Source organism: Microbacterium sp. MM2322 (assembly GCF_964186585.1).
Classification (GTDB): domain Bacteria; phylum Actinomycetota; class Actinomycetes; order Actinomycetales; family Microbacteriaceae; genus Microbacterium.
In genome coordinates, this window is the sequence record NZ_OZ075067.1 from 325,907 (window position 1) to 347,848 (window position 21,942).

Sequence of the window (21,942 nt, forward strand, 5' to 3'; positions counted from 1 at the left end):
CGCAGATCGATATGCAATATATTGCGTATCAATCGCGTTACCCCCATCACTAAGCGGCTCGATCCGAGCCCGACGAGAAGGAAGAGATCCATGAACACTGCAGACATCACCAACGTCGTCCTCGTCCACGGCGCTTTCGCCGACGGTTCGGGATGGCGTCGCGTCTACGACCTGCTCACCGCCCGCGGATTCCGCGTCTCGATCGTGCAGAACCCGCTCACCTCACTCGAGGCGGACGTCGCGGCCACCACTCGGGTCCTCGATCAGCAGGACGGCCCGGCCATCCTCGTCGGCCACTCCTGGGGCGGCACGGTCATCACGCAAGCCGGCACCCACCCGAACGTGGCGGGTCTCGTCTACGTCTCGGCTCTGATCCCCGACGTGGGGGAGTCGAGCGGGCAGCAGTACGAGGGCTTCGCGGCAACCCCGGAATTCGTCATCGACGTCCGCGAGGACGGTTACGGCTACCTCGCTCGCGACCACTTCCGTGCCGGGTTCGCCGCCGACCTCGACGAAGCGGATGCCGCGTTCCTCGCGGACAGCCAGGTCCCCGTCAACATGTCCGTGTTCGGTGAGGCCGTCACCGCTGCGGCATGGCGCGACACACCGAGCTGGGCCGTCATCGCCACCGAGGACAAGGCGTTCGACCAGTCGATGCTGCAGCACATGGCCTCGCGGGTCGGTGCGCAGATCACGAACGTCCCCGGCAGCCACGCGCTCTTCATCTCGCAGGCGGAGACGGTAGCTCAGGTGATCGCCGACGCCGCCGCCTCCCAGCGCTGACGCCAAGCCCGCGCCGAGGAGGAACCGAGATGAGCGTCGTCCCGTTCGCCGTCCCGCTCTGGGTGGAACTGCTGGCCGCAGGGCTGGGCGGCCTGCAGGGCGCGCTCGTCGCGGCGGAGCACCGACACCAGCGCATCGATGTGCTGGGCGTGCTCGTCATCGGCCTCCTCGTCGCGCTCGGGGGAAGCCTGCTCCGCGACGTCGTGCTCAACGAGCCGCCCGTCGTGATCTGGCAGAACTGGTATCTCCTGGTCGCCGCGGCCGGAGCTGTCGTGGGGATGGCGGTGGCGTCCGTGATCGCGCGGGCTGTCTGGCCGCTCATCGTGCTCGACGCGATCGTGATGGGGATGTTCGGCGCCATCGGTGCGTCGAAGGCCCTGTCGCTCGGCGTCGGCCCGGTGGGCGCCGTCGTCGTCGGTGTCATCGGCGCGATCGGCGGTGGGATGCTGCGCGACGTCGCCCTGAACCTGCCGTTCTCGTTCCTGCAGGTCAGCACGCTCTATGCGGTCGCCGCAGCCTCGGGCGTCGCGGTGCTCGTCGTCCTGAACGCGTTCGCCGTCCCGACCCTCATCGCGGGCGTGATCTGCATTGCGGTCACGGTGACTGTCCGGGTCGTCGCGGTCGCGTTCCGGTGGACCTTTCCCGAACCGGGCTTGCTGCGACGACCGCGCGCGACCTGATCGGATCGGCTCAGCGCAGCGACGCGGCCACCGACTTCAAGGCGTCGGCGGAGCGGTGGAAGAGTGCGAGCTCGTCGGCCGAGAAGGACGTCTCGAGGATCGGTCGGGCGCCGCCGCTGCTGACGACGGAGGGCACCGAGAGGGCAACGCCGTCGACGCCCTGGAAGTCGCTCAGCACCGTGGATACCGGCATGACGGCGTGCTGGTCGCCGAGGATCGCCTCGACGATGCGGGCGCTCGACAGGCCGATGGCGTAGTTGGTCGCCCCCTTGCCCCGGATGACCGTGTACGCGGCATCCCGCACATCGACGGCGATGCGGTCGAGCTCATCGACGGTGAATTTCGGCTGTCCGTCGAGGGGCTGCCAGTCGAGGATCGGAACCGTGCCGATCGTCGCGCGCGACCAGTGCGGGAACTCGGTGTCGCCGTGCTCGCCGACGATGTAGGCGTGCACGCTCGAGGTCGACACTCCCGCGCGCTGCGCGAGCTTCCACCGCAGGCGCGAGGTGTCGAGCACGGTGCCCGACGCGAAGATCCGCTCCGGCGGAAGGCCGGTGACCTCTTGACCGATGACGGTGAGCACGTCGCACGGATTGGTGACGATGACGTAGACGGCGTTCGGTGCGACCTCGAGCAGTTCGGGCAGCATCCGTCGAAGGATGCCGGCGTTCACCCCGGCGAGCTCGGTGCGGGTCTGTCCCGGGTTCTGCTTCGCGCCGGCGGTGATCACGACGACGTGGGAGCCCGCGGCGACCGCGACGTCGGACCCGCCCGAGATGTCGCTCGACCCGGTGAACTGCGCGCCGTGGGCGAGGTCGAGGACCTCGGCTTCGACCTTCTCAGCGGCGATGTCGTAGAGGGCGACGTGCCGTGCCGACCCGCGGATCAGGGCGGCGTAGGCGACGCTCGATCCGACGGCGCCCGCCCCGACGACGGTGAGTTTCGAGTTCTCGATGACGCTCATACCGTCAGTGTGGCAGTCGATGGATGCCGCCGGTCCGCATCCAGCCGTGCAAATCAGATGGACTGCGCGTCGGCCGTGACGGGCCTGCGGATGCCGAGGAACGAGACCAGTGCGCCCGCGACCATCAGGACCGCCGTGACCAGCGCGGCGCGGTGGAACCCGTCGAGGTCGAGCGCGCCGCCGATGATGACCGCGAGGATCGCGATGACGACGAGTCCGGCGATGCGCGACACCGCGTTGTTCGTCGCCGACGCGATACCCGATCGCTCGCCGCCGATCGAGCCGAGGATCGTCGACGTCAAGGGCGACACCGTGACGCCGAGCCCCAGGCCGAACACGATCAGTCCCGGGAGGACCTGCGTCCAGTAGTCGAAGTCCTTCTGGACGGCCAGCAACATCAGGGCGCCCGCCGCCATGACGAGCGGACCGGCCGTCATGAACAGGCGAGGTCCGAACCTGTTGACCCACCCGCCGACCACCGAGCTCAGCGCGATGAGGGCCAGCGTCGTCGGCAGGCTCGAGAGCCCGGCGAGCGTCGCGCTCAGACCCGCGCCCTGCTGGAGGTAGACCCCGACGACGAACCCGTTGAGTGAGAGCGCGGCGTAGATGAAGAACGTTGCGAGATTGCCCGTCCAGAAGTTCCGGACGCGGAAGATGCCGAGCGGCAGGATCGGCGAGCGCACGGTGCGCTGACGCCAGAGGAACGCCGCGAACATGAGAATGCCGGCGACCAGCGGCATCCAGATCGCCGGATGCCCCCATCCGAGGTTGGGCTGTTCGATGAGCGCGAAGACCACCCCGCCGAGCCCGAGGGTGCAGAGCGCGGCGCTCACGAGGTCGATGTGCGCGTCGTCGCGCCGGTGGTCGATGTGGCCGAGGCGCGACAGGAGGTAGAAGGTCGCCGCGATCGGGAGGGTGTTGACGAGGAACGCGAACCGCCACGACAGCAGGTCGACGAACAGCCCGCCGATTAGGGGGCCGGCGAGGTTCGCCCCGGTCGTCCATGCCGTCCACTGACCGATCGCGCGTGCCTGCGCGGGGCCGGTCAGGAGCGAGGTGATGAGCGCCAGCGAGCTCGGCACGAGGAACGCGCCTGCGGCGCCCTGCAGTGCTCGGGCGATGATGAGGACCACCGGGTCGGGAGCGAGCCCCACGCCGATCGAGGCGATGCCGAAGCCGATCAGTCCGATGCGGAGGACGAGCACGCGCCCGAAGGCATCGCTCACCGACCCCGCGAAGAGGATGAGGGAACTCAGGGTGAGGAGGTAGGCATCCACCGCCCACTGCTGTGTCGACAGACCGCCGCCCAGCTCGTCGCGGATGGCAGGGAGTGCGACGTTGACCACGGTGCCGTCGAGGAACGCGACGGCCGACGCGAGCGCTGCGATCGCGACGATCAGCCCGAACCGGGGGGATGTCGTCGGAGCGCTCACAGGCTCACGTTACGCCCGGGGAGGAGATCAGCGGGGGCTCGAGCCGACGGGAACGGTCGTCATTCGGGCGGGGAAGCGACAGGTCGCGTCGGGTCGAGGCCGGCGAGGGGAGTGGAGGGGAGGGCGATCCAGCCTTCCCGGCGGGCGCGGTCGAGCGCGGCGGGCGGGACGGGGTGCGTTGCGCCCAGCGCGTGTGCGCGGGCGATGAGTGCGGCGACGACGGCGTCGAACGCGTCGTCAGAGGCTTGCATCAGCGCGCGCTGATTGGGGGTGACGGTGAGCCAGGGAGCTGCGGTGAGGAGGATCGCCGTCGCCGTCGAACGGGCCGCGGCATCCGTCTTGTATCCGGACACCGCGACACCCCAGAGGCGGAGGGATGCCGCGGGGTAGACCTCGACGAGTCGTCCCGTCGCGCCCGACCGGTCGACCACGTCACCGGCGGCGGCGAACCCTGCGAGCAGGTCGGCGCACCGCATCGCGGTGAGTCCCAGGCGATCGGTCGAGACGCTGAGGGGGAGGCGCCCCGTGATCCGGTGGGTGGCTCGGTCGGTCTCGCGGTAGGCGAGCAGGCGACGTCCCTCGATGCCGCGGAGGTCCGGGGCGGGTGCCTCGCCCCGCGCGTTCGCCGCGATGTAGGCGACGAAGTCGTCGGGCCAGCCGAACGCGCAGTCGACGCCGACGTGCGTCGACCCGGCGGCGAACCCGACGATGTCGTCATCCGTGTTGTCGAGGCGGAGCGTCGTGAGTTCGGCGCCCCCACCGCGCCAGTCGACGACGGCGACCGCCGTACGCGCCGGCTGCGCCGCGAGGTCAACTCCGGTGGTGATCACACCGCGACGCTACCCGTCCGCCGGTGCGTCGAGACGTCGCAGATGGTCGCCGAACCGGGCGGAACACGACCATCTGCGACGCTTCGGCGAGGCAGGACGAGGCTCGGTTCGCGGCATCCGTTCTGGTGTCGTAAGCTGGACGACGGTGACGTGTCCGAGCGGCCGAAGGTGCAACTCTCGAAAAGTTGTGTAGGGTAACCCCCTACCGTGGGTTCAAATCCCACCGTCACCGCCATGAAAACCCCTGCTGATGCGGGGGTTTTCTGTTTCTCTCGGCGGACGTCAGCCCTCCAGCAGCGACACGCTCTGGACGGTGGCGATCCGATCGACCAGGTCGCCTGCCGCGCGATCGATCGCGGCGGCCGACCAGGAGATGACGAGCGCCGCGACGAGAAGGGCACCCGCAGTGGCGGCCCAATCGACGCCGCGGCGGATCGTCAGGACGACGAAGGCGAGCGCGCTGAGGATCGCGACGGTCTGGCCCGCGACCTGGGCGAAGGCCATGCGCACGGCGGACTCCTCCGTCAGCGGGCCCCAGCTGTTGAAGACGAGCATCAGCGCGAGCGGGACGACCACCACGCCGGCGACGAGCACGGTCCACCGGGTCGGTCGGTAGCGACGGCGTGCGACGGGACGGGCCTCGGACGCGGTGACGGCGGTCATAGCCCCGACCCTAGCGGCGTGCTCCCGGCCGGGACCAGGGCGAGCCGACGCGAACGGCATCCATCCGCGCACGGTCAGCGCACATCGCGTCGGGTCGAGACCAGGCACGCCGCCCTAGAGTGAGTCGGATGCCACGACGGGGGAGGCGACGATGCTCGCGACGGTGACCTATGCGCCGACGGACGGTCAGGATGCGACGGCGCTCGGCTTCCTCATGTACAAGCATCCGGCCAAGGTGCAGACGTTCTCGGCGCCGGTCGGTGACATCCACGTGTTCTACCCCGAGGCAACGCCCGACCGCTGCACCGTCGCGGTGATGCTCGAGGTCGACCCGATCGCGCTCGTCCGCAACAAGCGGTTCCGAGGGGATGCCGGGGCTCTCGGTCACTACGTCAACGACCGCCCGTACGTCGCGTCGAGCATGCTCGCCGTCGCGATCGGCACGGTCTTCCGTACCGCGATGACCGGGCGGAGCGACTCGTACCCCGAGCTGGCGGCATCCGCTCTGCCGCTGCGCATCGAGATCCCCGTCGTTTCGGCACGGGGCGGGGGCGACGACCTCGTCCGGCGGATGTTCGAGCCGTGCGGCTGGCAGGTCGAGGAACACCGCATCGCGCTCGACGACGAGCACCCCGAGTGGGGAGACTCGCGCTACAGCTCGGTCGTGTTGACCGGTGAGGTGCGTCTGGCCGAGGCGCTCCGCCAGCTGTACGTCCTTCTGCCGGTGCTCGACGACGCCAAGCACTACTGGGTCGGTGACGACGAGATCGGCAAGCTCGAGCGCGCCGGCGAGGGCTGGCTCGCGGATCACCCGGAGCGCGACCTCATCACCCGCCGCTACCTCCTGCACCAGCGCGCTCTGCTCGAGACAGCCGACGCGGCACTCGAGGAACGCCCGACGCCGCTCAGCCAGCACCGGGCCGACGCGGTCCTCGCCGCGCTCGCCGACGTCGGCGCGCACCGCGTCGTCGACATGGGCTGCGGGCCGGGCGCCCTGCTCGCGCGCCTCGTGAAGGATCGCTCGTTCACCAAGATCGTCGGCGTCGATGTGTCGGCCCGGTCGCTCGAGCAGGCGGCACGGATGCTGCGGCTCGCCGAGGCATCCGACGCCGAACGCGAACGCATCGACCTTCTTCACGGCTCGGTCGTCTACCGCGACGAGCGCCTGTGCGGGTTCGACGCGATGGTGCTCATGGAGGTCATCGAACACGTCGACCCGTCGCGACTCGGTGCGCTCGAAGACGCCGTCTTCGCGTCGGCCTCGCCCGGGTCCGTCGTCGTCACGACGCCCAACGCGGAGTACAACGCGCTCTACCCCGATCTGCCGGCGGGCACGTTCCGCCACGACGACCACCGCTTCGAGTGGACGCGCGACGAGTTCCGCGCGTGGGCCGAGGGGGTCGCCGGCCGGCACGGTTACGCGGTCGAGTTCCGTCCCGTCGGTGACGCGGATGCCGACCTCGGCGCGCCCACCCAACTCGCCCTGTTCCGGAAGGAGGTCGCGGCATGACCGTCCTCGACATCCCCGCCCTGTCGCTCGTCGTCCTCGTCGGGGCATCCGGTTCGGGCAAGTCCACGTTCGCGCGGGAGCACTTCGGCGCCTACGAAACGCTCTCAAGCGACGCGTTCCGGGGGCTCGTCTCGAATGACGAGTCCAACCAGTCCGCCACCGCGGCCGCGTTCGACGCGCTGCAGTACGTGGCGGGTAAGCGTCTCGACGCGGGACTGCTCACCGTCGTCGACGCGACGAGCGTGCAGCCCGAGGCCCGACGCGCGCTCGTCGAACTCGCGAAGGCGCACGACGTGCTGCCGGTCGCGATCGTGTTCGACGTGCCCGAATCCGTGTCCGTCGAGCGGAACGCGGTGCGCACCGACCGTCGCATTCCCGCCCACGTCGTGAAGCGGCAGAACGACCAGCTCCGCCGCGGGCTGCGCCACCTCGGACGCGAGGGTTTCCGCAAGGTACACGTCCTCCGCACGCCCGATGAGGTCGCGGACGCGACGATCGAACGCACGCGTCTGCTCACCGACCGCACCGACGAGCGCGGACCGTTCGACGTGATCGGCGACGTGCACGGATGCCGCAGCGAACTCGAGGCACTGCTCGGACGCCTCGGCTACGAGCTCGAGCGCGACGAGCAGGGCCGGGCGATCGACGCGCGGCATCCCGAACAGCGTCGTGTCGTGTTCCTCGGCGACCTCATCGACCGCGGGCCCGACGTCGTCGGGGTGCTGCGCCTCGCGATGGGGATGGTCGCCTCGGGCAGCGCGCTCGCCGTGCCGGGCAACCATGAGGCGAAGCTCGTCCGCGCCCTGCGCGGCGCGAAGGTGACCGTCTCGCACGGCCTCGAGGAGACGCTCGCTCAGCTGTCGGGTGAGAGCGAGGAGTTCCGCGAGCAGGTCGAGGCGTTCTGCCACGACCTCGTGTCGCACCTGATCCTCGACGAGGGGCGCCTCGTCGTCGCCCACGCGGGGCTGAAGGAGCAGTACCACGGCCGCGCGTCCGGGCGCGTGCGCGCGTTCGCCCTCTACGGCGAGACGACGGGGGAGACCGACGAGTACGGCCTTCCGGTGCGGCATCCGTGGGCCCAGGACTACCGCGGCACGGCGGTCGTGCTCTACGGACACACACCGGTCCCGACCGTCGAATGGGTCAACAACACCGCGTGCCTCGACACCGGGTGCGTGTTCGGCGGAGCGCTCTCGGCGATGCGCTACCCGGAGCGCGAGGTCGTCTCGGTGCCGGCCGAGCAGGTCTGGTACGACCCGATCCGCCCGCTCGTCCCCGCTGCGCCGACGCGCGCTCCGGGGGTCCTCGACCTCGCCGACGTGCAGGGCAAGCTCACCGTGCAGACGAGCCTGCACGGCCGGGTCGGCATTCAGGAGGAGCAGTCCGCGGGCGGCCTCGAGACGATCAGCCGCTGGGCGACCGACCCGCGCTGGCTGATCCACCTGCCGCCCACCATGTCGCCGCCGAACACCTCGGCGCGCGAGGGCTACCTCGAGCACCCCGACGAGGCGTTCGCGACCTACCGCGGAAACGGCGTGACCGACCTCATCGCCGAGGAGAAGCACATGGGCTCTCGCGCCCTCGTGCTCGTGTCGCGCGACCCGGCACGGTTCACCGCGCCCGAGGGATGGCGGGGCTCGATCCACACGCGGACGGGTCGCCCCTTCTTCGCCTCCGACGTCGAAGCCGACATGCTCGCTCGCCTCGACGAGGCGCTCGAGCGGGCCGGCGTCTGGGAGGAGCTCGGCGCGTCGTGGGTGCTCCTCGACGCCGAGATCCTGCCCTGGTCGCTCAAGGCCGGCGCGCTCGTCCGCGACCTGTACGCGTCGGTCGCGACCGCGGCGGAGACCGCGACGGATGCCGCCGCTGCGGTGCTCGCTCGGGCCGCGGCATCCGGGATCGACGTCAGTGCCCTCGCGGCGCGGACGCAGGCACGCGCCGAGGGCGCGCGGGGGTTCCGCGCTGCGTATCGCCGCTACGTCGGCGGCGACGACGAGGTTCGGGTGGCGCCGTTCCAGGTGCTCGCCGCAGGGGATGCCACGTTCGAGACCCGCGATCACGGCTGGCACCTGGGGGTCGCCGACCGCCTGGTCGACGCCGCACCCGACCTCGTGGCGCCGACGCGGCGACGGCGCGTGGACCTCGGTGACGAGGCATCCGTCGCGGACGCCGTCTCGTGGTGGGAGGAACTCACCGCGGCGGGCGGCGAGGGGATGGTCGTCAAGCCGTTCGCCAACCTCACGCGCACCGAGAAGGGACTCGTGCAGCCGGGCATCAAGGTGCGCGGGCGCGAGTACCTGCGGATCATCTACGGCCCGGACTACACCGACCCCGCGAACCTCGCGCGCCTCCGCGACCGCAACGTCGGCCACAAGCGCTCGCTCGCGGCGCGCGAGTACGGCCTCGGGATCGAGTCGCTCCACCGCTTCACCGCCGGAGAACCGCTCTGGCGCGTGCACGAGGCGGTGTTCGGCGTCCTCGCCCTGGAGTCCGACCCGATCGACCCGCGCCTGTAACCCCCTGCACGACGTCGACCCGACGCGATCTGCGGCCATTCCGGAGCGGAAGTCGCACATCGCGTCGGGTCGATGCTCACTGGGGCCATGCGGCATCCCATAACGCTTCGAGAATCTCGGCACCACCCCTTCCTGCCGACCGCTCCGACTTCGTAGCGTGGACTCCATGGCGCGTGACGACGATCGACCCGAAGATCTCTACACCGGACCCATCGACCTCGCGGCGCTCGCTGCCGCCGAGGACGGGGACCTCGAGATGCCCGAGATCAGCTACGACGAGCAGCGCTATCCCGCGCGGCCCCGTCGGCTCCGCCCGAAGGACAACCTGCGCGGCAGCAGCGTGCGCCGCATCCGTACCGACCCGCGCACGGCGAACGGCACGAACCCGTCGTACGTCGAGTGGTTGGTCCGGCAGTCGATGCTGAAGGATGCCGATGTGCTGGCGCGCCAGCTGTCGGGACAGCCGACGATGTGGCGGAACGCCTACGCCCGCCCCGACGCCCGCCGCGCGATCGCGACGAGTGACGTGTGGTTCACCGCGTACCCCATCTCGCTGATCACGCGGCCGGGGCAGTCGTTCCTCTCCGCCCTCGGCGACGACGAGCTGTGGTCGGTGTTCGAGCGGATCGGCATCACTGCGGTCCACACCGGTCCGGTCAAGCGCGCCGGCGGCATCGAAGGCTGGGGCGAGACCCCCAGCGTCGACGGTCACTTCGACCGCATCAGCACCGCCATCGATCCCGCCTTCGGCACGGAGGACGAGTTCCGCGCGCTCTGCGACGTCGCCGAATCGCATGGCGGCAGCATCATCGACGACATCGTGCCCGGCCACACCGGCAAGGGCGCCGACTTCCGCCTCGCTGAGATGGGCTTCAAGGACTACCCCGGGATCTACCACATGGTCGCGATCCCGCCCGAGGACTGGCACCTGCTGCCGGACGTCCCCGAGGGGTACGACAGCGTCAACCTCGACCCGGCCACCGAGCACACGCTCGCCGAGCACGGCTACATCATCGGCGCCCTGCAGCGCGTCATCTTCTACACGCCGGGCGTGAAGGAGACGAACTGGTCGGCGACGGCTCCCGCGATCGGTCCCGACGGGATCACGCGCCGCTGGGTCTACCTGCATTACTTCAAGCAGGGTCAGCCCTCCATCAACTGGCTGGACCCGACCTTCGCCGGTATGCGCCTCGTCATCGGCGACGCGCTGCACTCGCTCGGCGAGCTCGGCACGAGCGCGCTGCGCCTCGACGCCAACGGATTCCTCGGCGTCGAGAAGAGCGCCGAGGGTCTGCCGGCGTGGTCGGAGGGGCATCCGCTCTCGCACGCCGCGAACCACATCATCGCGGGCATGGTCCGCAAGGTCGGCGGGTTCACGTTCCAGGAGCTGAACCTCACGATGGAGGACATCCGCGACACGGGCGCCGTCGGCGCCGACCTGTCGTACGACTTCATCGGACGCCCGGGGTACCACCACGCTTTGGCGACGGGGCAGACGGAGTTCCTGCGCCTCGCGCTCACGTCGTCGCTCGCGCTCGGCGTCGCGCCGGTGCAGCTCGTCCACGGCATGCAGAACCACGACGAGCTCACCTACGAGCTCGTCCACTGGGCGACGCGGCACGCCGACGAGGAGTACGGCTTCCGCGGCGACACGATCACGGGCGGCGAGCTCGCCGAGATCGTCCGTGCGGAGTTGACCGAGAAGCTGGTGGATGCCGGTGATTACAACCGCGTCTTCACGCAGAACGGCATCGCCTGCACGGCGACGTCGCTCATCGCGGCGACGCGCGGCATCCCGACCCTCGATGAGATCACCGAGGACGAGATCCCCGCCATCCGCGACGCTCACCTGCTGCTCTGCGCCTACAACGCCTGGCAGCCGGGCGTCTTCGCCCTGTCGGGCTGGGACCTCGTCGGCATGCTGACTCTTCCGGGCGACGAGGTCGCCGACCTCATCCGCGTCGGCGACACCCGCTGGATCGAGCGCGGCGCGCACGACCTGCTCGACGCCGATCCCGGTGCGACGCGCTCGACGTCGGGCATGCCGCGCGGTCGTGCGCTCTACGGGCCGCTCCCGGCACAGCTCGACGACCCCGATTCGTTCGCGTCGCGGCTGTCGGCCATTCTCGACCTGCGTCGCCAGTCGGGCATCGCGACGGCGACGGCCGTCGACATCCCCGAGGTCGCCCACGCCGGCATGCTCGTGCTCGTCCACCGTCTCGACGACGGGGTGGCGGAGGCGGACGCCCCCGTGCAGGTGACGGTGCTCAACTTCTCGTCCGAGGCGATCGAGGGCACGGTGCGGTCCGAGCACCTCACGCCGCAGAGCGACGTGCTCGATGCCGCGAGCGACGAGGTCATCGGCCGCGTCGACGACCTGCAGAGCTTCTCGGTGTCGCTCCCCGGGTACGGTGCGCGGTTCCTCGTCCTGCAGCCGCAGGTCGACGAGGACTGACCCGATCGGATGCCGGGCGCAAGCCCCCCTCGCGATGTCGGGGGAGGTGCGTACCGTCGCCTCATGACCGATCAGAGCAGCTTCCCCGAGAACGACTCCGTCGACCCCACCGACGCTGATGCGCCAGAGATGCTCGGCGGACCGAGCGGCGACACCGCGGTGAAAGACCCCGAGGAATGGGTCACCGGCGACGAGCCGATGACCGGCGCGCAGCGCAGCTACCTCGACACCCTGGCTCGCGAAGCGGGGGAGGAGATCCCCGCCACCTTGACGAAGGCCGAAGCCTCCGAGCACATCGACCGCCTGCAGCAGGCGACCGGGCGCGGCGCGACCAGCTGACCGCGCCGACGCTGCGTTCGCCCGATCAGGCGAGCGCGGCGTCGATGCCGGCGAGCGGCACGGGCAGCCAGTCGGGGCGGTTGCGCGCTTCGTAGATGGATTCGTAGACGGCCTTGTCGAGCACGAGGGCGCGGAGGAGTGCCGGGTCGAGCTCGATCGCCCCGGGGGCTGTTGCGTATGCCGACAGGAAGGCCTCGCGGCAGGATGCTGCCCAGGCCGCGGCATCCGGTCCCGCGCCGACCGCGCCCGCGTAGTCGAACGACCGCAGCATGCCGGCCACGTCGCGCGGCGGAAGGTCGGGGATCGCACGCTCCGCCATCGGTCGGAGCGGCTCGCCCTCGAAGTCCACGATGCGCCACCCGCCGTGGGGCACCGCGAGGACCTGTCCGAGGTGCAGGTCGCCGTGGATCCGCTGCATCCGGGGCCATGGACGTTCGAGCGCCTCGGCGTACACGGCGTCGATGGCGGCGAGGCGGTCGGCGACGGCGGGAACCTCGGCGGATGCGATCGCCAGGCGGCGACGCCAGGCCCGGCCGACGGCGGCGAGCTGGTCGGGGGAGGCATCCACCGATTCGAGGGCGTCGCTGAGCGCGCCGTGGACGCCCGCGACGGCGACGCCGAGATCGCGGGCGGCGTCGGTGAAGTCGCGTCCCTCGCGCGCCGCGTCGAGCGCGATCGCCCATCCGTCGCGGACGCCGGGGAGGAACTCCTGCGCGAAGCCGAGCGTGCCCCGCGCCGTGCCCGATTCGCGGCCGACATCGGGCCACTCGGCATCCGCGCTGCCGTAGAACTGGGGCACGTAGGGCGAGCCGGCGTCGCTCAGCACGCGCTGCACCGTGACGTCGGGGTTCTCGCCGTGGTGCAGCGTGCGGAACAGCTTGAGGATGATCGCGGGCGACCCGTCGACGTCGTAGACGATGGACGTGTTCGACTGCTCGCCGGTGAGCACCCGCGAACCCGTCACTCGGCTCGTATCGACACCCATCTCCGCGAGGAGTCCGATGGTGAAGGCGGGATGCCGGGTCGCATCCGTGAGGGAACGCCCGTCGTCGGTCGTGGTGACGACCTCCTCGGCAGGCGGCTCGCTCACCTCGGTGAGGGGCACGTTGTACAGCGTCGGCAGAGCACCGGCGTCGTCCATTAGCAGGTAGGTGGTCGCGCCACCGGGTGCCGGTCGCGCATCGAGCACGCGGAACCGTGGATCGTGACTCTTGCCCGCATACCAGCGTTGCTGCGCCACCCAGGCGCTGAGGTCCTCGTCGAATCGCACACGATCACCATGACCCGCCGACACCGGATCTAGGAAGGGGTGGACGACGATTCCCCGGGAAGGTAGGGCGATCGTGTCCTTCCCGCATCGGTCGCCGTCCTGAGGCCGCGTAGCGTGGACCGGTGACCATCGGCATCCATCTGTCCCCGCTCGCTGAGATCCCGGCGACGACCCTCTACCGCATCCTGTGGCTGCGCGTGAGCGTGTTCGTCGTCGAGCAGGAGGCCGCGTACCCCGAGCTCGACGGGCGCGACATCGAGCCCGGCGCGTTGATCGCGTGGGCGGAGGAGGATGGCGAGGTCCTCGGGACGTTGCGCCTGCTTCGACGAGGGCGAGGAATGGCGGATCGGTCGGGTCGTCACGAGCGCGGCAGCCCGAGGCCGGGGTGTCGGCGCGGACCTCATGCGGCGGGCGATCCACGACGCCGCCGCGCGGGACGCGTCGCGACCGTTCGTCCTCGATGCGCAGGAGCACCTCGCCGACTGGTACGGCCGCTTCGGCTTCGTCTCCGCAGGACCGTCGTACATCGAAGACCGGATCCCGCACGTCCCGATGGCGCGCCCCGCAGAAGCCGAAGTGTAAGAGACGGATGCCGGGTGCGCGACCCCCATCTGTCTGGGCCAGCGGGGATGCACCATCGATCGATGCTCGAGCTCCATTACGGCGACGGATACGTCGTCACGACCGACGCGATCGCCGACGCGGTGATGCGGTACGCGAAGACGCTCGCAGAGCACGAGGGGGCCGACCTCGTCGCAGTCCCCATCCTCACTCCTGAGGGCCCGGCGATCTCGTCGATGCTCATCGGTCCCAGCAGTCAGCTCTTCACGGTGCCGCACCCCGGCGACGCGGACGGCTTGGAGGACGAGTCTGCGCTCATGGATCTCCTCAGCCGGAACGACCGTCTGGTCCACCCGCCGGCGTCGGTGAGCGAGTACCCGTACGAGGAGGACGACCCCTGGTTCGAGGAGTCGTTCTGACACTGTCGGCGTCCGTGACCCCGGCGTAGTGTCGCGCTATGCGACCCCTCCGCTACTCGATCAACGTCACGCTCGACGGATGCGTCGACCACCGCGCCGGCATCCCCGACGCGCAGACTCACGAGCACGCCGCGCAGCAGATCGCCCGCGCCGACGCGCTCCTGCTCGGTCGCACCGTCTACCGCATGATGGAGGATGCCTGGCGACCCCCGGCATCCGATGCGATGCCGGAGTGGACGCAGCCGTTCGCCCGGACGATCGATGCGGCAAAGAAGTACGTGGTGTCGTCGACGCTCGGTTCGGTCGACTGGAACGCGGAGCTCGTCTCGGGCGGTCTGCGCACCGAAGTCGAGCGGCTGAAGGCGATGCCGGGGGAGGGGCTCTACACCGGCGGGGTCGCACTCGCGACGACGCTGGCCGGGTGGGGCTGATCGACGAATACACCTTCGTCATCCATCCGCGCGTTGTCGGACACGGTCCGAGGCTGTTCGACGGCTTGCCGGAACCGCTCGACCTGGAGCTCGTCGACCGCCTCGCCTTCGACTCGGGCATCGTCGCCGAGACCTACGCGCCGAGGCGGTGAAGGAGCCGGATTTCTCCCGCGCGCTGTAGCGGCGACATCCGCTCAGATGTAGTCGCGTGCCGAGACGACCGCGATGGGCTCGTGGCGGATCTCCTCGCCGGTGAGGACGACGGCGCAGTTCACCCCGACGGGCCTGGACTTCAGCTCGTCGATCCGCTGCTGCACGGTGGTCGGGGAGTTGCCGGGTCGATGAGGAGGACGACCACCGACACCTCGGCACCGCGTGCTCGCTGCCGTGCGGTGTGGATGCCGCCCGCCCATCGGTGCGCACTGCGCTGCGCGTGGTCGTCGAGGTCATGGGCGACCTGCACGACGATGACGATATGGCGCTGGTTGCGATGGTGACGCGCAACGTGCGTCTCAGCCTGGTGCAGGATCTCCTTCACGCCGCGAGCGGTGGCGACGTCGCGACCGTCCACGCCGACGACCAGCACCCTGGCTCCGGCGCTGCGATCGCACGATGGCAGCGATGCGAGCGCAGGGATGCGGTCGCCGACCACCTCCGCAGTCACAACCGCCTGCCCCTCGAAACTGTGCACAGCCCCTCCCTCGTGAACCTCACACCATAGCCGCTTTACAGGAATCGGCAAGCTCTACTTTTTTTCCTCTGATTTGCCCTTTTTCTTTTCGCGGCTATGGTGAGGCCATGGCAATCGACCAGCGACTCGGCGCCCTGCGCGCTGCCCCTCGGGGGCGGCGCGGCGTTCGTCGGAGCCTCGTTGGGGAGTTCCGCGTCACCCTTTCGCCGCCGGGGCTGCGAAGCGGATCTCGACGCGCCATGGCATTCGATGGGGGACCTCACTCACGTGAGTCGTCCCATCTTCGAAGCCAACGCGTCGCATCTGCGGCGCGTTTCTTTTTTGCAAGGAGAGTGACATGACCACCGATTCACCCGTCGTTATCGATACAGGACCCTTCCGCGCCCTCTTGGAGGAGAGCCTGACCGAGCGACTCGCCATCATCGAAGAGCTGACGCCGCGAGCGCTGCCGTCGATCGACCCGATGGCCTACCAGACGCTCGCCGCCAACCGCCGCGCAGTGGAGGAGATCACCCGCGCGCTCAACCGCATCGACGCAGGAACCTACGGACACTGCTCGCAGTGCAGTGGCTGGATCGCCCCGGCACGCCTCGAGGCCGTACCCCACGCGGCGACGTGCATCGAGTGCTCCGCGCAGCGGCGTGAGGGGGGCGACCACGATGACCCCGTCACCGACCTTCCTGGCTTCTGTCCGGCGCTGGGTCCGCCGCACCGTCTTCGCCGTTCGCACACCGTCGGACGCCGCCCCACGCAAGGGCGGCCCGGGAAAGGAATTCGATCGCGTGCAGGGCGTCTGGTCCGCGTGGCGGTGAGCCGCGAGGTCTAGACGCCACCCTCCGCCGGAGCACGGCGCCACCCGTCGGCATACCGGATCACGCCGCCGCCGCGCTCGAAGGCATCCAACCAGCCCGGTCATCGGCCACTCACCCCAGCGCTCATGGAAGAGGCGCCGTTGCGGAGGATGTCGTCGAGGTGCTGCCACGGCGGCGACGAGGTATGGTGGTACTGGTGGGTACGCCGTGGCGCCGCCGGTCCACACCCGGGGACTCCCTGGGCGCGCATGCGGAAGGCGAAGTCCGTGTCCTCGCCGCCGTACCCCTCGTACGCCTCGTCGAAACCGCCCGATCCGCCGCCACGTCTCGGGCGTCAGCGCGAACGACAGCGACCAGAACAACGCATACTCCTCGATGCCGCTACCCGTTCCGCATCGAGGTCGTAGCGCCCGACCCGCGTCGACGGGGGGCTCCGCGACATCGTCGAGCGCGTCGCCCGTGACGGACTCGGACTCTTCTCGATCATCGACGACGACGCGACGCCTCTTTCTCCGCATCCGTTCTCTGCGGGCAGCGTCTGGAGGAACGGTGCGGGCGCGACGACCTGTTCCCGCGCGTCGCGGAGCGCATCGACGGGGTGGGTGCCCTCGGCGGCGAGCCCGACGTCGCCGCCTACCTCGGCGGTTGGGGCCGCGGGCGGTGGCTCGTCGGACGCCCGAGCCGAGCTCGGCTCCGGCATCCGTATGAGCTGTGGTGTTCTGCCCGCGCCCAGGTCTGGTTCCATAGCGGAGGAAGACACCGGCCGTCCTGCCTGGGGAGGGATGCACAACGGCGACGAGTGGGATCGTCGACGGAACCGTGTCATGGGCCGCATCTCTTGCTCGGGATGCATGCGACTGGGGAAGAGCATGGGACAGTGGGGACAGTCGTCGCACGCGCGACGGGCAGAGGGCGAATCTTCGCGCCCATCCGATCCCGGGCTCGGCTCCGAATCACGCGTGGATGTGCGCGGTCTCGTGCCGAGTGGCGCGTCTCGTATCCTCACGCGCGGAAGGGTGCCCGAACGCCCGACGCCGCCCGACACGAAATGGGCGACGATCGTCGCGGCGTCTGGGGGTGCTCTTCGGAGCATGACGTACATGGGGAATCTGGGAAAGCAGTGAAGAGACGACTGAACGTCGCAGTGATCGCGCGGGGTATCGGGCCCCAATCTCGCGCGCAGCCTGCGCGCGAGCCGCGAATGGAACTGTCCGCCATCTGCGACCTCGACATCGATCGTGCGAGGCGCGTCGCCGACGCGGTGGGCGGGGCTCCGGTGACGGCGACCTCGATTCCGTGCTGGCCGATCCGCTCATCGATGCGATAGCGATCGCGAGGCCCGCACGGACGCACCACTCGATCACGATCGGCCGCGATCGACGCTGGAAAGATGTCCTCGTCGAGAAGCCGCTCGCTGACACTCAGGAGCACGGCAGCGAGATGGTGCGACGCATGGACACGACCTCGTTCTCATGGCTGACCACAGCACTGATCCACGCCGGCGGTGCTCAAGGTGCGCGAACTGATCGCGGCGGGCGAACTCGGCGACATCCTCTTCATGGACAGTGTCCGCATCAATTTCGGTCTCGTCCAGCCCGATGTCGACGTCTTCTGGGACCTCGCTCCCCACGACCTGTCGATCATGGACCTTCATCCTGCCGGATCGGCTTCAGGGCGGCATCCGTTCTGCGCACGGGTCGGACCCGTTGAACCGGGTTAAGTCCTGCATCGGCCACCTGACCATGCCGCTTCACGGCGGTGCGATGGCTCATGTCACCGTCAACTGGCTGAGCCCCACCCGGACTCAGCCGCATGGTCATCGGCGGCACGCGTCAGACGCTGAATAGGACGATCGGACCCGCAGGAGCGGCTCAGTCTCTACGACCGCGGCGTGGACGTCTCGTCCATCTCACGGGCGACTGCGCAGGACCGGCGCGCGACCAACATCTCCTCCCGCCTCGGCGACACTCGAGCTCCCCGCTCGAGGACCGGCAAGACGCTCGCCGGAGTCGTGGCCGAGTTCGCTGGTGCCATCAGCGAGAACCGGGCTTCCGCACGAGTGGCACCTCCGGACTGCGGGTGTTGTCGATCCTGGATGCCGCTGCGGGCAGCCTGGGCGCATTCGGCGCCCCGTATCCGCTTTCGCAGTCGCGTCCCGCGGCGGGCGTCGCGGCGTGAGCCGCCCCGACGCCGTCGGCGAGCCGGTGCGTTCCCGCTAGATCGACGTGGTGGGACGGGGCCGAACGCGCAGACGGCGCCGGACGCGATCCACCAGGCGGGCACGGACGGGACAGGGGAGGTCCGGCCGCGCCGCGTGCGGGTAACGGTTCATGCTTCTTGATGACCCGAAGATCGGCGACGGCCAGATAGGCCGGGGGTCCCTCGACGAGGTACCGCTTCGCCAATACCGGGGCTCCAGCATGAGCCGCCACATCTTCACGATCGCGTGCGCGCCACCCTCGTGGTGCGCGCGAGACTCGACCTGCCAGGAAGTCGACCACCGCGTCGAACGCGAGCAGGACGCGCGCGCCCGTCGCTTCGCCGTAGGCGTCGATCCAGTCCTCTTGCAGGGGTTTCCCCATGAAGACGATCACGAGGTCCGCATCCGTGTGACTGATCTTCTCCGCAATCGCGGCAGACGCGGCAGACGACGCGACCTCGGCACGGTTCGGCGTCCAGTGACCGATCAGCGAGACACCCGGCCATGCGCGACGACTCTGCGGTGGAGGGACTCTCGCGTCGCCGGTGAGCCGCCCACGACCGCGACGCGCCAGCGTTGCTGTCGCGCGTCGCAGGATGTCGCCGATCAGATCGTTGCCCGCAGGCGCGGCCAATCGGCCCCTGTCAACCGTCGGACCTGCGAGGCGGTCGGCGCGCCGTCGATCAGATTGAGATACCGGATGCCGTCGGCCCGCGCCGACGACATCGCTCGCCGCATGATGCACGTGATCGAGGTTCACCCCGAGGTGACGGCCAGTGGCGCGCGGCTGTGGTCGTGGACGGTGTCCGCGATCGCGTCGCACGCGCCCCGCGCGTCGGTGAGGATGGACCTTTGTTCCCGCGATGCGGATCGTGGGAGGGCCGGCCGACGACGGCGCGGAAATGGTCGCAGTCGGCGCCATTGCACGCATGGCCATCAGCGGGCTCCCCTCGCCCGAACCGCACCACGACCATGCGCACGCGTCATTCGTTCGTTCCCCATGAACGTCCTGTCCCCAGATGTTGTCGCAGGCCCCAACCTGCCCCCCAGTGTGCGGATCCGATCCGCGGTCCCCCCGCTTCCGGCGTCCATCCCCCCGATGCCACCCGGCGCGCCGACCCCTCGGCGTTCCTTCGTTCCTCCCCCAGCCGCCAGGTGGCTCGCCGCGCGCACAGTCCCCTTCGACGCATGGAGTTTGGCTCTTCGTACGAGGTCGGTTCCGGGAACGAAGACGTCGGAGCCCGGGCAGCATGGATACGGCCCCCCGCGCGCCCCCAATTCTTCTGCTGCCGCCGTGTGCCGTGTCAGCTCCCCAGAGCCTTCACAGCGGCGATACCCGAACGTTACTCGCCCGCACGATGTCCACCAATAGGGGGACAAACCTAATCTCCTGTCCCCCAAATGGGGCACGTTGCGGGGTTGGTTAGGGGATCCTGATCGGAATACGGGAGGACGGTCGAGGCGATCGCGGGTAGCGTTCGGCGTAGTTCGAGCGCGGGTTCATCCGATCGCGCCGACTTCGACGGCCGTTTGGGAGGCTGACATGTGGGGATTACGCGGCGTGCCACGATCGTGGTCGCAGTCATCGCGGGGGCGGGACTACGTCGGCGTTGCCGCCGACGGATCGTACGTACCGAAGCGGCCGACCGGCTCGGGAATCGACGGGTCGACGGCGCAGTCGCTGTGCATCGGCCAGGCTCCGACCATCGATTATTCGATCGTCCGGGTGGGCGGGGGTCTGCGGCCGAAGCGCGCCGGGCAGACGCTCGGGCGGAACTCGTCTTCTCGGGCGACGGGAAGCAACTGGTCGTTCCGCTCGCGACCGCGAGCGACGGGACCGGTGAGGGGTCCGTCCTCTGGCCGGGCGTGACCGTCGACAGTGCGGGAACCGTCACCGCCCTTCCGGGGTGGGTTCGCTCTGGCGACGAGGGCAGCCTCGCGACGACGCCGCCGCATGGACGACGGATGACATCACCGCGCAGCTCCGCGTCGGAGACGAGCGTCTCGATGTGCCGCTCGCCTATCCGGGCTACTCCGATGAGTGCGCCACGCCCGCGGGCGTCGCGTCCAGTCAGACGCCCGGCGGGCTGGCGATGACGGCGGGCAGATGCCGGTGGTCGCCGCCGTGGGTGGCACTGCGGCCGTCGTCGCAGGTGTGCTCCTGGTCGCGCGCCGCCGTCGGCGTGTCGAGTCGTGAGGGCGCGCGGACGACTGATCCTGTTCGCCGGAGCTGTGCTCCTGGTCGGTAGTGCGGCGGCTGTGGTCCACGTGGGGCGGACGGCGATCGATCTGCAGCATGCGATCGAAGCGGCCGCGTCCACGCCGAGCTGCGGTGAAGGATGTCGCTGCGGGGACATCACCGGTGCGGAGAAGGCCGCGTCGCTGCTCTCTGCCGAGATCGGACCGGCGATCCCGACGGATGATCCGGTGTGGGGGGCGGCGGAGGCGGTTCCCGGCATCGGTGCGAATCTGTCGCAGCGCGTCGGGCGGCGGTGGCGATGGAACGCGTGGGCGAGAACGTTGCGCCGCCTGCTCGCCACCGCCCGGAAACTCGCCGACGCTGACGCTCCCGCGGCGATCGGCGTTCTTCGCGAGGCGGCACCCGACCTGGCAGCGCAGTGGCGGCCACGCGCGACGACATCGCCGACGATCTTGCGGGGATCGAACCGCTCCGCCCTCATCCCGCAACTGTCGGACGGTGTCGCCAAGATGGTCGACGCGATCGACCGACTGAAGCCCCTCACCGAGGGTGCGGACCAGTTGGCCGGCGTCCTGCCCGCGTTCCTGGGGGCAAACGGCGGACCGCCGCATCCTGGTCATGCTCCAGAACCCCGCCGAAACTCCGGACCGGGGGCGGCATCACGGGAACCTTCCTCGAGCTCGACGCCCGCGACGGTCGTGTCTCTGCTCGTGGCTCAACGCGATTCGTCTCAGTTCACGTCCGCCGCCGAGCCGCTCGTTCCGGTGCCGAGGGAGACCCGCGCCCTCGGCGACGGCATTCGGGCGGTACGTGCAGAACACGTCGATGACCGCCGACTTCACCGTGACCGCGCAGCTCGCCTCAGCATGGTGGACCCGGAGCGGGATGTCGGCGCCTGACGCCGTCGTCTCAGTGGACCCCATCGTCCTCGCGGCAGTCCTCGGTGTGATCGGACCCGTCGAGACGTGCGCGGGGGCGCTCGACCAGAAGAACGTCGTCGACCGTCTGCTGGTCGAGCCCTATCGCACGCTCGATCAGGATGCGCAGGGGCGCTGGTTCGCGGATGCCGCCGCCGCGGTCTTCACCGCGGTCACCGAGCGGGCGCGGCCCGTCGCGATGATCCCGCCCTCGCGGGCGCCGTCGACGAGGACGCATCTCCGTGTGGAACCGTGATCCCGACGAGCA

General features: G+C 69.9%; 21 protein-coding genes, 1 tRNA gene and 2 pseudogenes. 15 read left to right on the forward strand and 9 right to left on the reverse strand.

What is annotated here, in order from left to right:
* Positions 1 to 90 precede the first annotated feature (90 nt).
* Entirely contained in the window at positions 91 to 783 is a 693-nt protein-coding gene (locus ABQ271_RS01565) for an alpha/beta hydrolase (RefSeq protein ID WP_349309815.1), read from the forward strand.
* Positions 784 to 812: 29 nt separating this feature from the next.
* Positions 813 to 1,463, forward strand: a complete 651-nt coding sequence (locus ABQ271_RS01570; RefSeq protein ID WP_349309816.1) for a TRIC cation channel family protein — start codon at positions 813 to 815, stop codon at positions 1,461 to 1,463.
* A gap of 10 nt (positions 1,464 to 1,473) precedes the next feature.
* On the opposite strand, the gene ABQ271_RS01575 is transcribed toward ABQ271_RS01570, so the two are convergent.
* The 3 genes from ABQ271_RS01575 to ABQ271_RS01585 are packed head-to-tail and all read right to left on the reverse strand — an operon-like array spanning position 1,474 to position 4,690.
* Positions 1,474 to 2,427, reverse strand: a complete 954-nt coding sequence (locus ABQ271_RS01575) for an L-lactate dehydrogenase (RefSeq protein WP_349309817.1) — start codon at positions 2,425 to 2,427, stop codon at positions 1,474 to 1,476.
* A gap of 53 nt (positions 2,428 to 2,480) precedes the next feature.
* On the reverse strand, positions 2,481 to 3,860 hold the full coding sequence (locus tag ABQ271_RS01580) for an MFS transporter (protein ID WP_349309818.1): 1,380 nt from the start codon (positions 3,858 to 3,860) through the stop codon (positions 2,481 to 2,483).
* 59 nt (positions 3,861 to 3,919) lie between these two features.
* Complete coding sequence (locus ABQ271_RS01585) at positions 3,920 to 4,690, reverse strand: DUF429 domain-containing protein (protein ID WP_349309819.1); 771 nt, start codon at positions 4,688 to 4,690, stop codon at positions 3,920 to 3,922.
* Positions 4,691 to 4,834: 144 nt separating this feature from the next.
* Here ABQ271_RS01585 and ABQ271_RS01590 point away from each other — a divergent pair.
* Positions 4,835 to 4,925 (forward strand) — tRNA-Ser (locus ABQ271_RS01590).
* A 47-nt stretch (positions 4,926 to 4,972) separates the two neighbouring features.
* Here ABQ271_RS01590 and ABQ271_RS01595 read toward each other — a convergent pair.
* A complete protein-coding gene (locus tag ABQ271_RS01595; RefSeq protein ID WP_020097820.1) occupies positions 4,973 to 5,353 on the reverse strand; it encodes a hypothetical protein in 381 nt (126 codons plus the stop codon).
* A gap of 151 nt (positions 5,354 to 5,504) precedes the next feature.
* Here ABQ271_RS01595 and ABQ271_RS01600 point away from each other — a divergent pair, with 151 nt between their 5' ends.
* The 4 genes from ABQ271_RS01600 to ABQ271_RS01615 all read left to right on the forward strand — a co-directional run bounded on the left by ABQ271_RS01600 (position 5,505) and on the right by ABQ271_RS01615 (position 12,173).
* A complete protein-coding gene (locus ABQ271_RS01600; protein WP_349309820.1) occupies positions 5,505 to 6,863 on the forward strand; it encodes a 3' terminal RNA ribose 2'-O-methyltransferase Hen1 in 1,359 nt (452 codons plus the stop codon).
* On the forward strand, positions 6,860 to 9,379 hold the full coding sequence (locus ABQ271_RS01605) for a polynucleotide kinase-phosphatase (RefSeq protein ID WP_349309821.1): 2,520 nt from the start codon (positions 6,860 to 6,862) through the stop codon (positions 9,377 to 9,379). The genes ABQ271_RS01600 and ABQ271_RS01605 overlap by 4 nt, the downstream gene beginning before the upstream one ends.
* Positions 9,380 to 9,545: 166 nt before the next feature.
* Complete coding sequence (treS, locus tag ABQ271_RS01610; RefSeq protein ID WP_349309822.1) at positions 9,546 to 11,834, forward strand: maltose alpha-D-glucosyltransferase; 2,289 nt, start codon at positions 9,546 to 9,548, stop codon at positions 11,832 to 11,834.
* 63 nt (positions 11,835 to 11,897) lie between these two features.
* On the forward strand, positions 11,898 to 12,173 hold the full coding sequence (locus tag ABQ271_RS01615; protein WP_349309823.1) for a DUF3072 domain-containing protein: 276 nt from the start codon (positions 11,898 to 11,900) through the stop codon (positions 12,171 to 12,173).
* Positions 12,174 to 12,198: 25 nt separating this feature from the next.
* On the opposite strand, the gene ABQ271_RS01620 is transcribed toward ABQ271_RS01615, so the two are convergent.
* A complete protein-coding gene (locus ABQ271_RS01620; protein ID WP_349309824.1) occupies positions 12,199 to 13,443 on the reverse strand; it encodes a maltokinase N-terminal cap-like domain-containing protein in 1,245 nt (414 codons plus the stop codon).
* A gap of 291 nt (positions 13,444 to 13,734) precedes the next feature.
* Between ABQ271_RS01620 and ABQ271_RS01625 the strand changes: the two genes are divergently transcribed.
* From ABQ271_RS01625 to ABQ271_RS01635, 3 genes and pseudogenes are all read left to right on the forward strand, one after another.
* The gene (locus ABQ271_RS01625) at positions 13,735 to 14,025 is read left to right on the forward strand and encodes a GNAT family N-acetyltransferase (RefSeq protein ID WP_349309825.1); all 291 of its coding nucleotides are present in this window, start codon (positions 13,735 to 13,737) and stop codon (positions 14,023 to 14,025) included.
* A gap of 62 nt (positions 14,026 to 14,087) precedes the next feature.
* Positions 14,088 to 14,423, forward strand: a complete 336-nt coding sequence (locus ABQ271_RS01630; RefSeq protein ID WP_349309826.1) for a hypothetical protein — start codon at positions 14,088 to 14,090, stop codon at positions 14,421 to 14,423.
* 38 nt (positions 14,424 to 14,461) lie between these two features.
* A pseudogene (locus ABQ271_RS01635) lies at positions 14,462 to 15,006 on the forward strand (dihydrofolate reductase family protein).
* A 42-nt stretch (positions 15,007 to 15,048) separates the two neighbouring features.
* Here the strand turns inward: ABQ271_RS01635 and ABQ271_RS01640 are convergent.
* Together ABQ271_RS01640 and ABQ271_RS01645 are read right to left on the reverse strand one after the other, a co-directional pair.
* Entirely contained in the window at positions 15,049 to 15,171 is a 123-nt protein-coding gene (locus ABQ271_RS01640; RefSeq protein ID WP_349309827.1) for a hypothetical protein, read from the reverse strand.
* Positions 15,147 to 15,545 (reverse strand): hypothetical protein, encoded by a 399-nt coding sequence (locus tag ABQ271_RS01645; RefSeq protein ID WP_349309828.1) that lies wholly within the window; start codon positions 15,543 to 15,545, stop codon positions 15,147 to 15,149. Before ABQ271_RS01645 ends, ABQ271_RS01640 begins: the two co-directional genes overlap by 25 nt.
* A gap of 337 nt (positions 15,546 to 15,882) precedes the next feature.
* On the opposite strand from ABQ271_RS01645, the gene ABQ271_RS01650 reads away from it, so the two are divergent.
* A complete protein-coding gene (locus ABQ271_RS01650) occupies positions 15,883 to 16,371 on the forward strand; it encodes a TraR/DksA family transcriptional regulator (protein WP_349309829.1) in 489 nt (162 codons plus the stop codon).
* A gap of 86 nt (positions 16,372 to 16,457) precedes the next feature.
* Here the strand turns inward: ABQ271_RS01650 and ABQ271_RS01655 are convergent, their stop codons facing one another.
* Positions 16,458 to 16,607 (reverse strand): hypothetical protein, encoded by a 150-nt coding sequence (locus tag ABQ271_RS01655; RefSeq protein ID WP_349309830.1) that lies wholly within the window; start codon positions 16,605 to 16,607, stop codon positions 16,458 to 16,460.
* Positions 16,608 to 17,653: 1,046 nt separating this feature from the next.
* On the opposite strand from ABQ271_RS01655, the pseudogene ABQ271_RS01660 reads away from it, so the two are divergent.
* Positions 17,654 to 17,758, forward strand: a pseudogene (locus tag ABQ271_RS01660) (gfo/Idh/MocA family oxidoreductase); the annotation flags it as partial.
* Between the two features lie 112 nt (positions 17,759 to 17,870).
* Entirely contained in the window at positions 17,871 to 18,077 is a 207-nt protein-coding gene (locus ABQ271_RS01665) for a hypothetical protein (protein ID WP_349310935.1), read from the forward strand.
* 313 nt (positions 18,078 to 18,390) lie between these two features.
* On the opposite strand, the gene ABQ271_RS01670 is transcribed toward ABQ271_RS01665, so the two are convergent.
* On the reverse strand, positions 18,391 to 19,191 hold the full coding sequence (locus ABQ271_RS01670; protein ID WP_349309831.1) for a WecB/TagA/CpsF family glycosyltransferase: 801 nt from the start codon (positions 19,189 to 19,191) through the stop codon (positions 18,391 to 18,393).
* A 1,559-nt stretch (positions 19,192 to 20,750) separates the two neighbouring features.
* On the opposite strand from ABQ271_RS01670, the gene ABQ271_RS01675 reads away from it, so the two are divergent.
* Positions 20,751 to 21,656 carry a hypothetical protein gene (locus ABQ271_RS01675; protein WP_349309832.1) on the forward strand — a complete coding sequence of 302 codons (906 nt, stop codon included), beginning with the start codon at positions 20,751 to 20,753 and terminating at the stop codon, positions 21,654 to 21,656.
* Complete coding sequence (locus ABQ271_RS01680; protein WP_349309833.1) at positions 21,583 to 21,930, forward strand: DUF4012 domain-containing protein; 348 nt, start codon at positions 21,583 to 21,585, stop codon at positions 21,928 to 21,930. The genes ABQ271_RS01675 and ABQ271_RS01680 overlap by 74 nt, the downstream gene beginning before the upstream one ends.
* Positions 21,931 to 21,942 lie beyond the last annotated feature (12 nt).

Bases quoted from the DNA above. Each gene is read 5' to 3' on its own strand.
- ABQ271_RS01565 (WP_349309815.1), top strand. From the start codon at position 91: ATGAACACTGCAGACATCACCAACGTCGTCCTCGTCCACGGCGCTTTC.
- ABQ271_RS01630 (WP_349309826.1), top strand. From the start codon at position 14,088: ATGCTCGAGCTCCATTACGGCGACGGATACGTCGTCACGACCGACGCG.
- ABQ271_RS01650 (WP_349309829.1), top strand. From the start codon at position 15,883: ATGACCACCGATTCACCCGTCGTTATCGATACAGGACCCTTCCGCGCC.
- ABQ271_RS01615 (WP_349309823.1), top strand. From the start codon at position 11,898: ATGACCGATCAGAGCAGCTTCCCCGAGAACGACTCCGTCGACCCCACC.
- ABQ271_RS01655 (WP_349309830.1), bottom strand. From the start codon at position 16,607: ATGCGCGCCCAGGGAGTCCCCGGGTGTGGACCGGCGGCGCCACGGCGT.
- ABQ271_RS01600 (WP_349309820.1), top strand. From the start codon at position 5,505: ATGCTCGCGACGGTGACCTATGCGCCGACGGACGGTCAGGATGCGACG.
- ABQ271_RS01625 (WP_349309825.1), top strand. From the start codon at position 13,735: ATGGCGAGGTCCTCGGGACGTTGCGCCTGCTTCGACGAGGGCGAGGAA.
- treS (WP_349309822.1), top strand. From the start codon at position 9,546: ATGGCGCGTGACGACGATCGACCCGAAGATCTCTACACCGGACCCATC.
- ABQ271_RS01595 (WP_020097820.1), bottom strand. From the start codon at position 5,353: ATGACCGCCGTCACCGCGTCCGAGGCCCGTCCCGTCGCACGCCGTCGC.
- ABQ271_RS01575 (WP_349309817.1), bottom strand. From the start codon at position 2,427: ATGAGCGTCATCGAGAACTCGAAACTCACCGTCGTCGGGGCGGGCGCC.
- ABQ271_RS01680 (WP_349309833.1), top strand. From the start codon at position 21,583: ATGACCGCCGACTTCACCGTGACCGCGCAGCTCGCCTCAGCATGGTGG.
- ABQ271_RS01605 (WP_349309821.1), top strand. From the start codon at position 6,860: ATGACCGTCCTCGACATCCCCGCCCTGTCGCTCGTCGTCCTCGTCGGG.
- ABQ271_RS01570 (WP_349309816.1), top strand. From the start codon at position 813: ATGAGCGTCGTCCCGTTCGCCGTCCCGCTCTGGGTGGAACTGCTGGCC.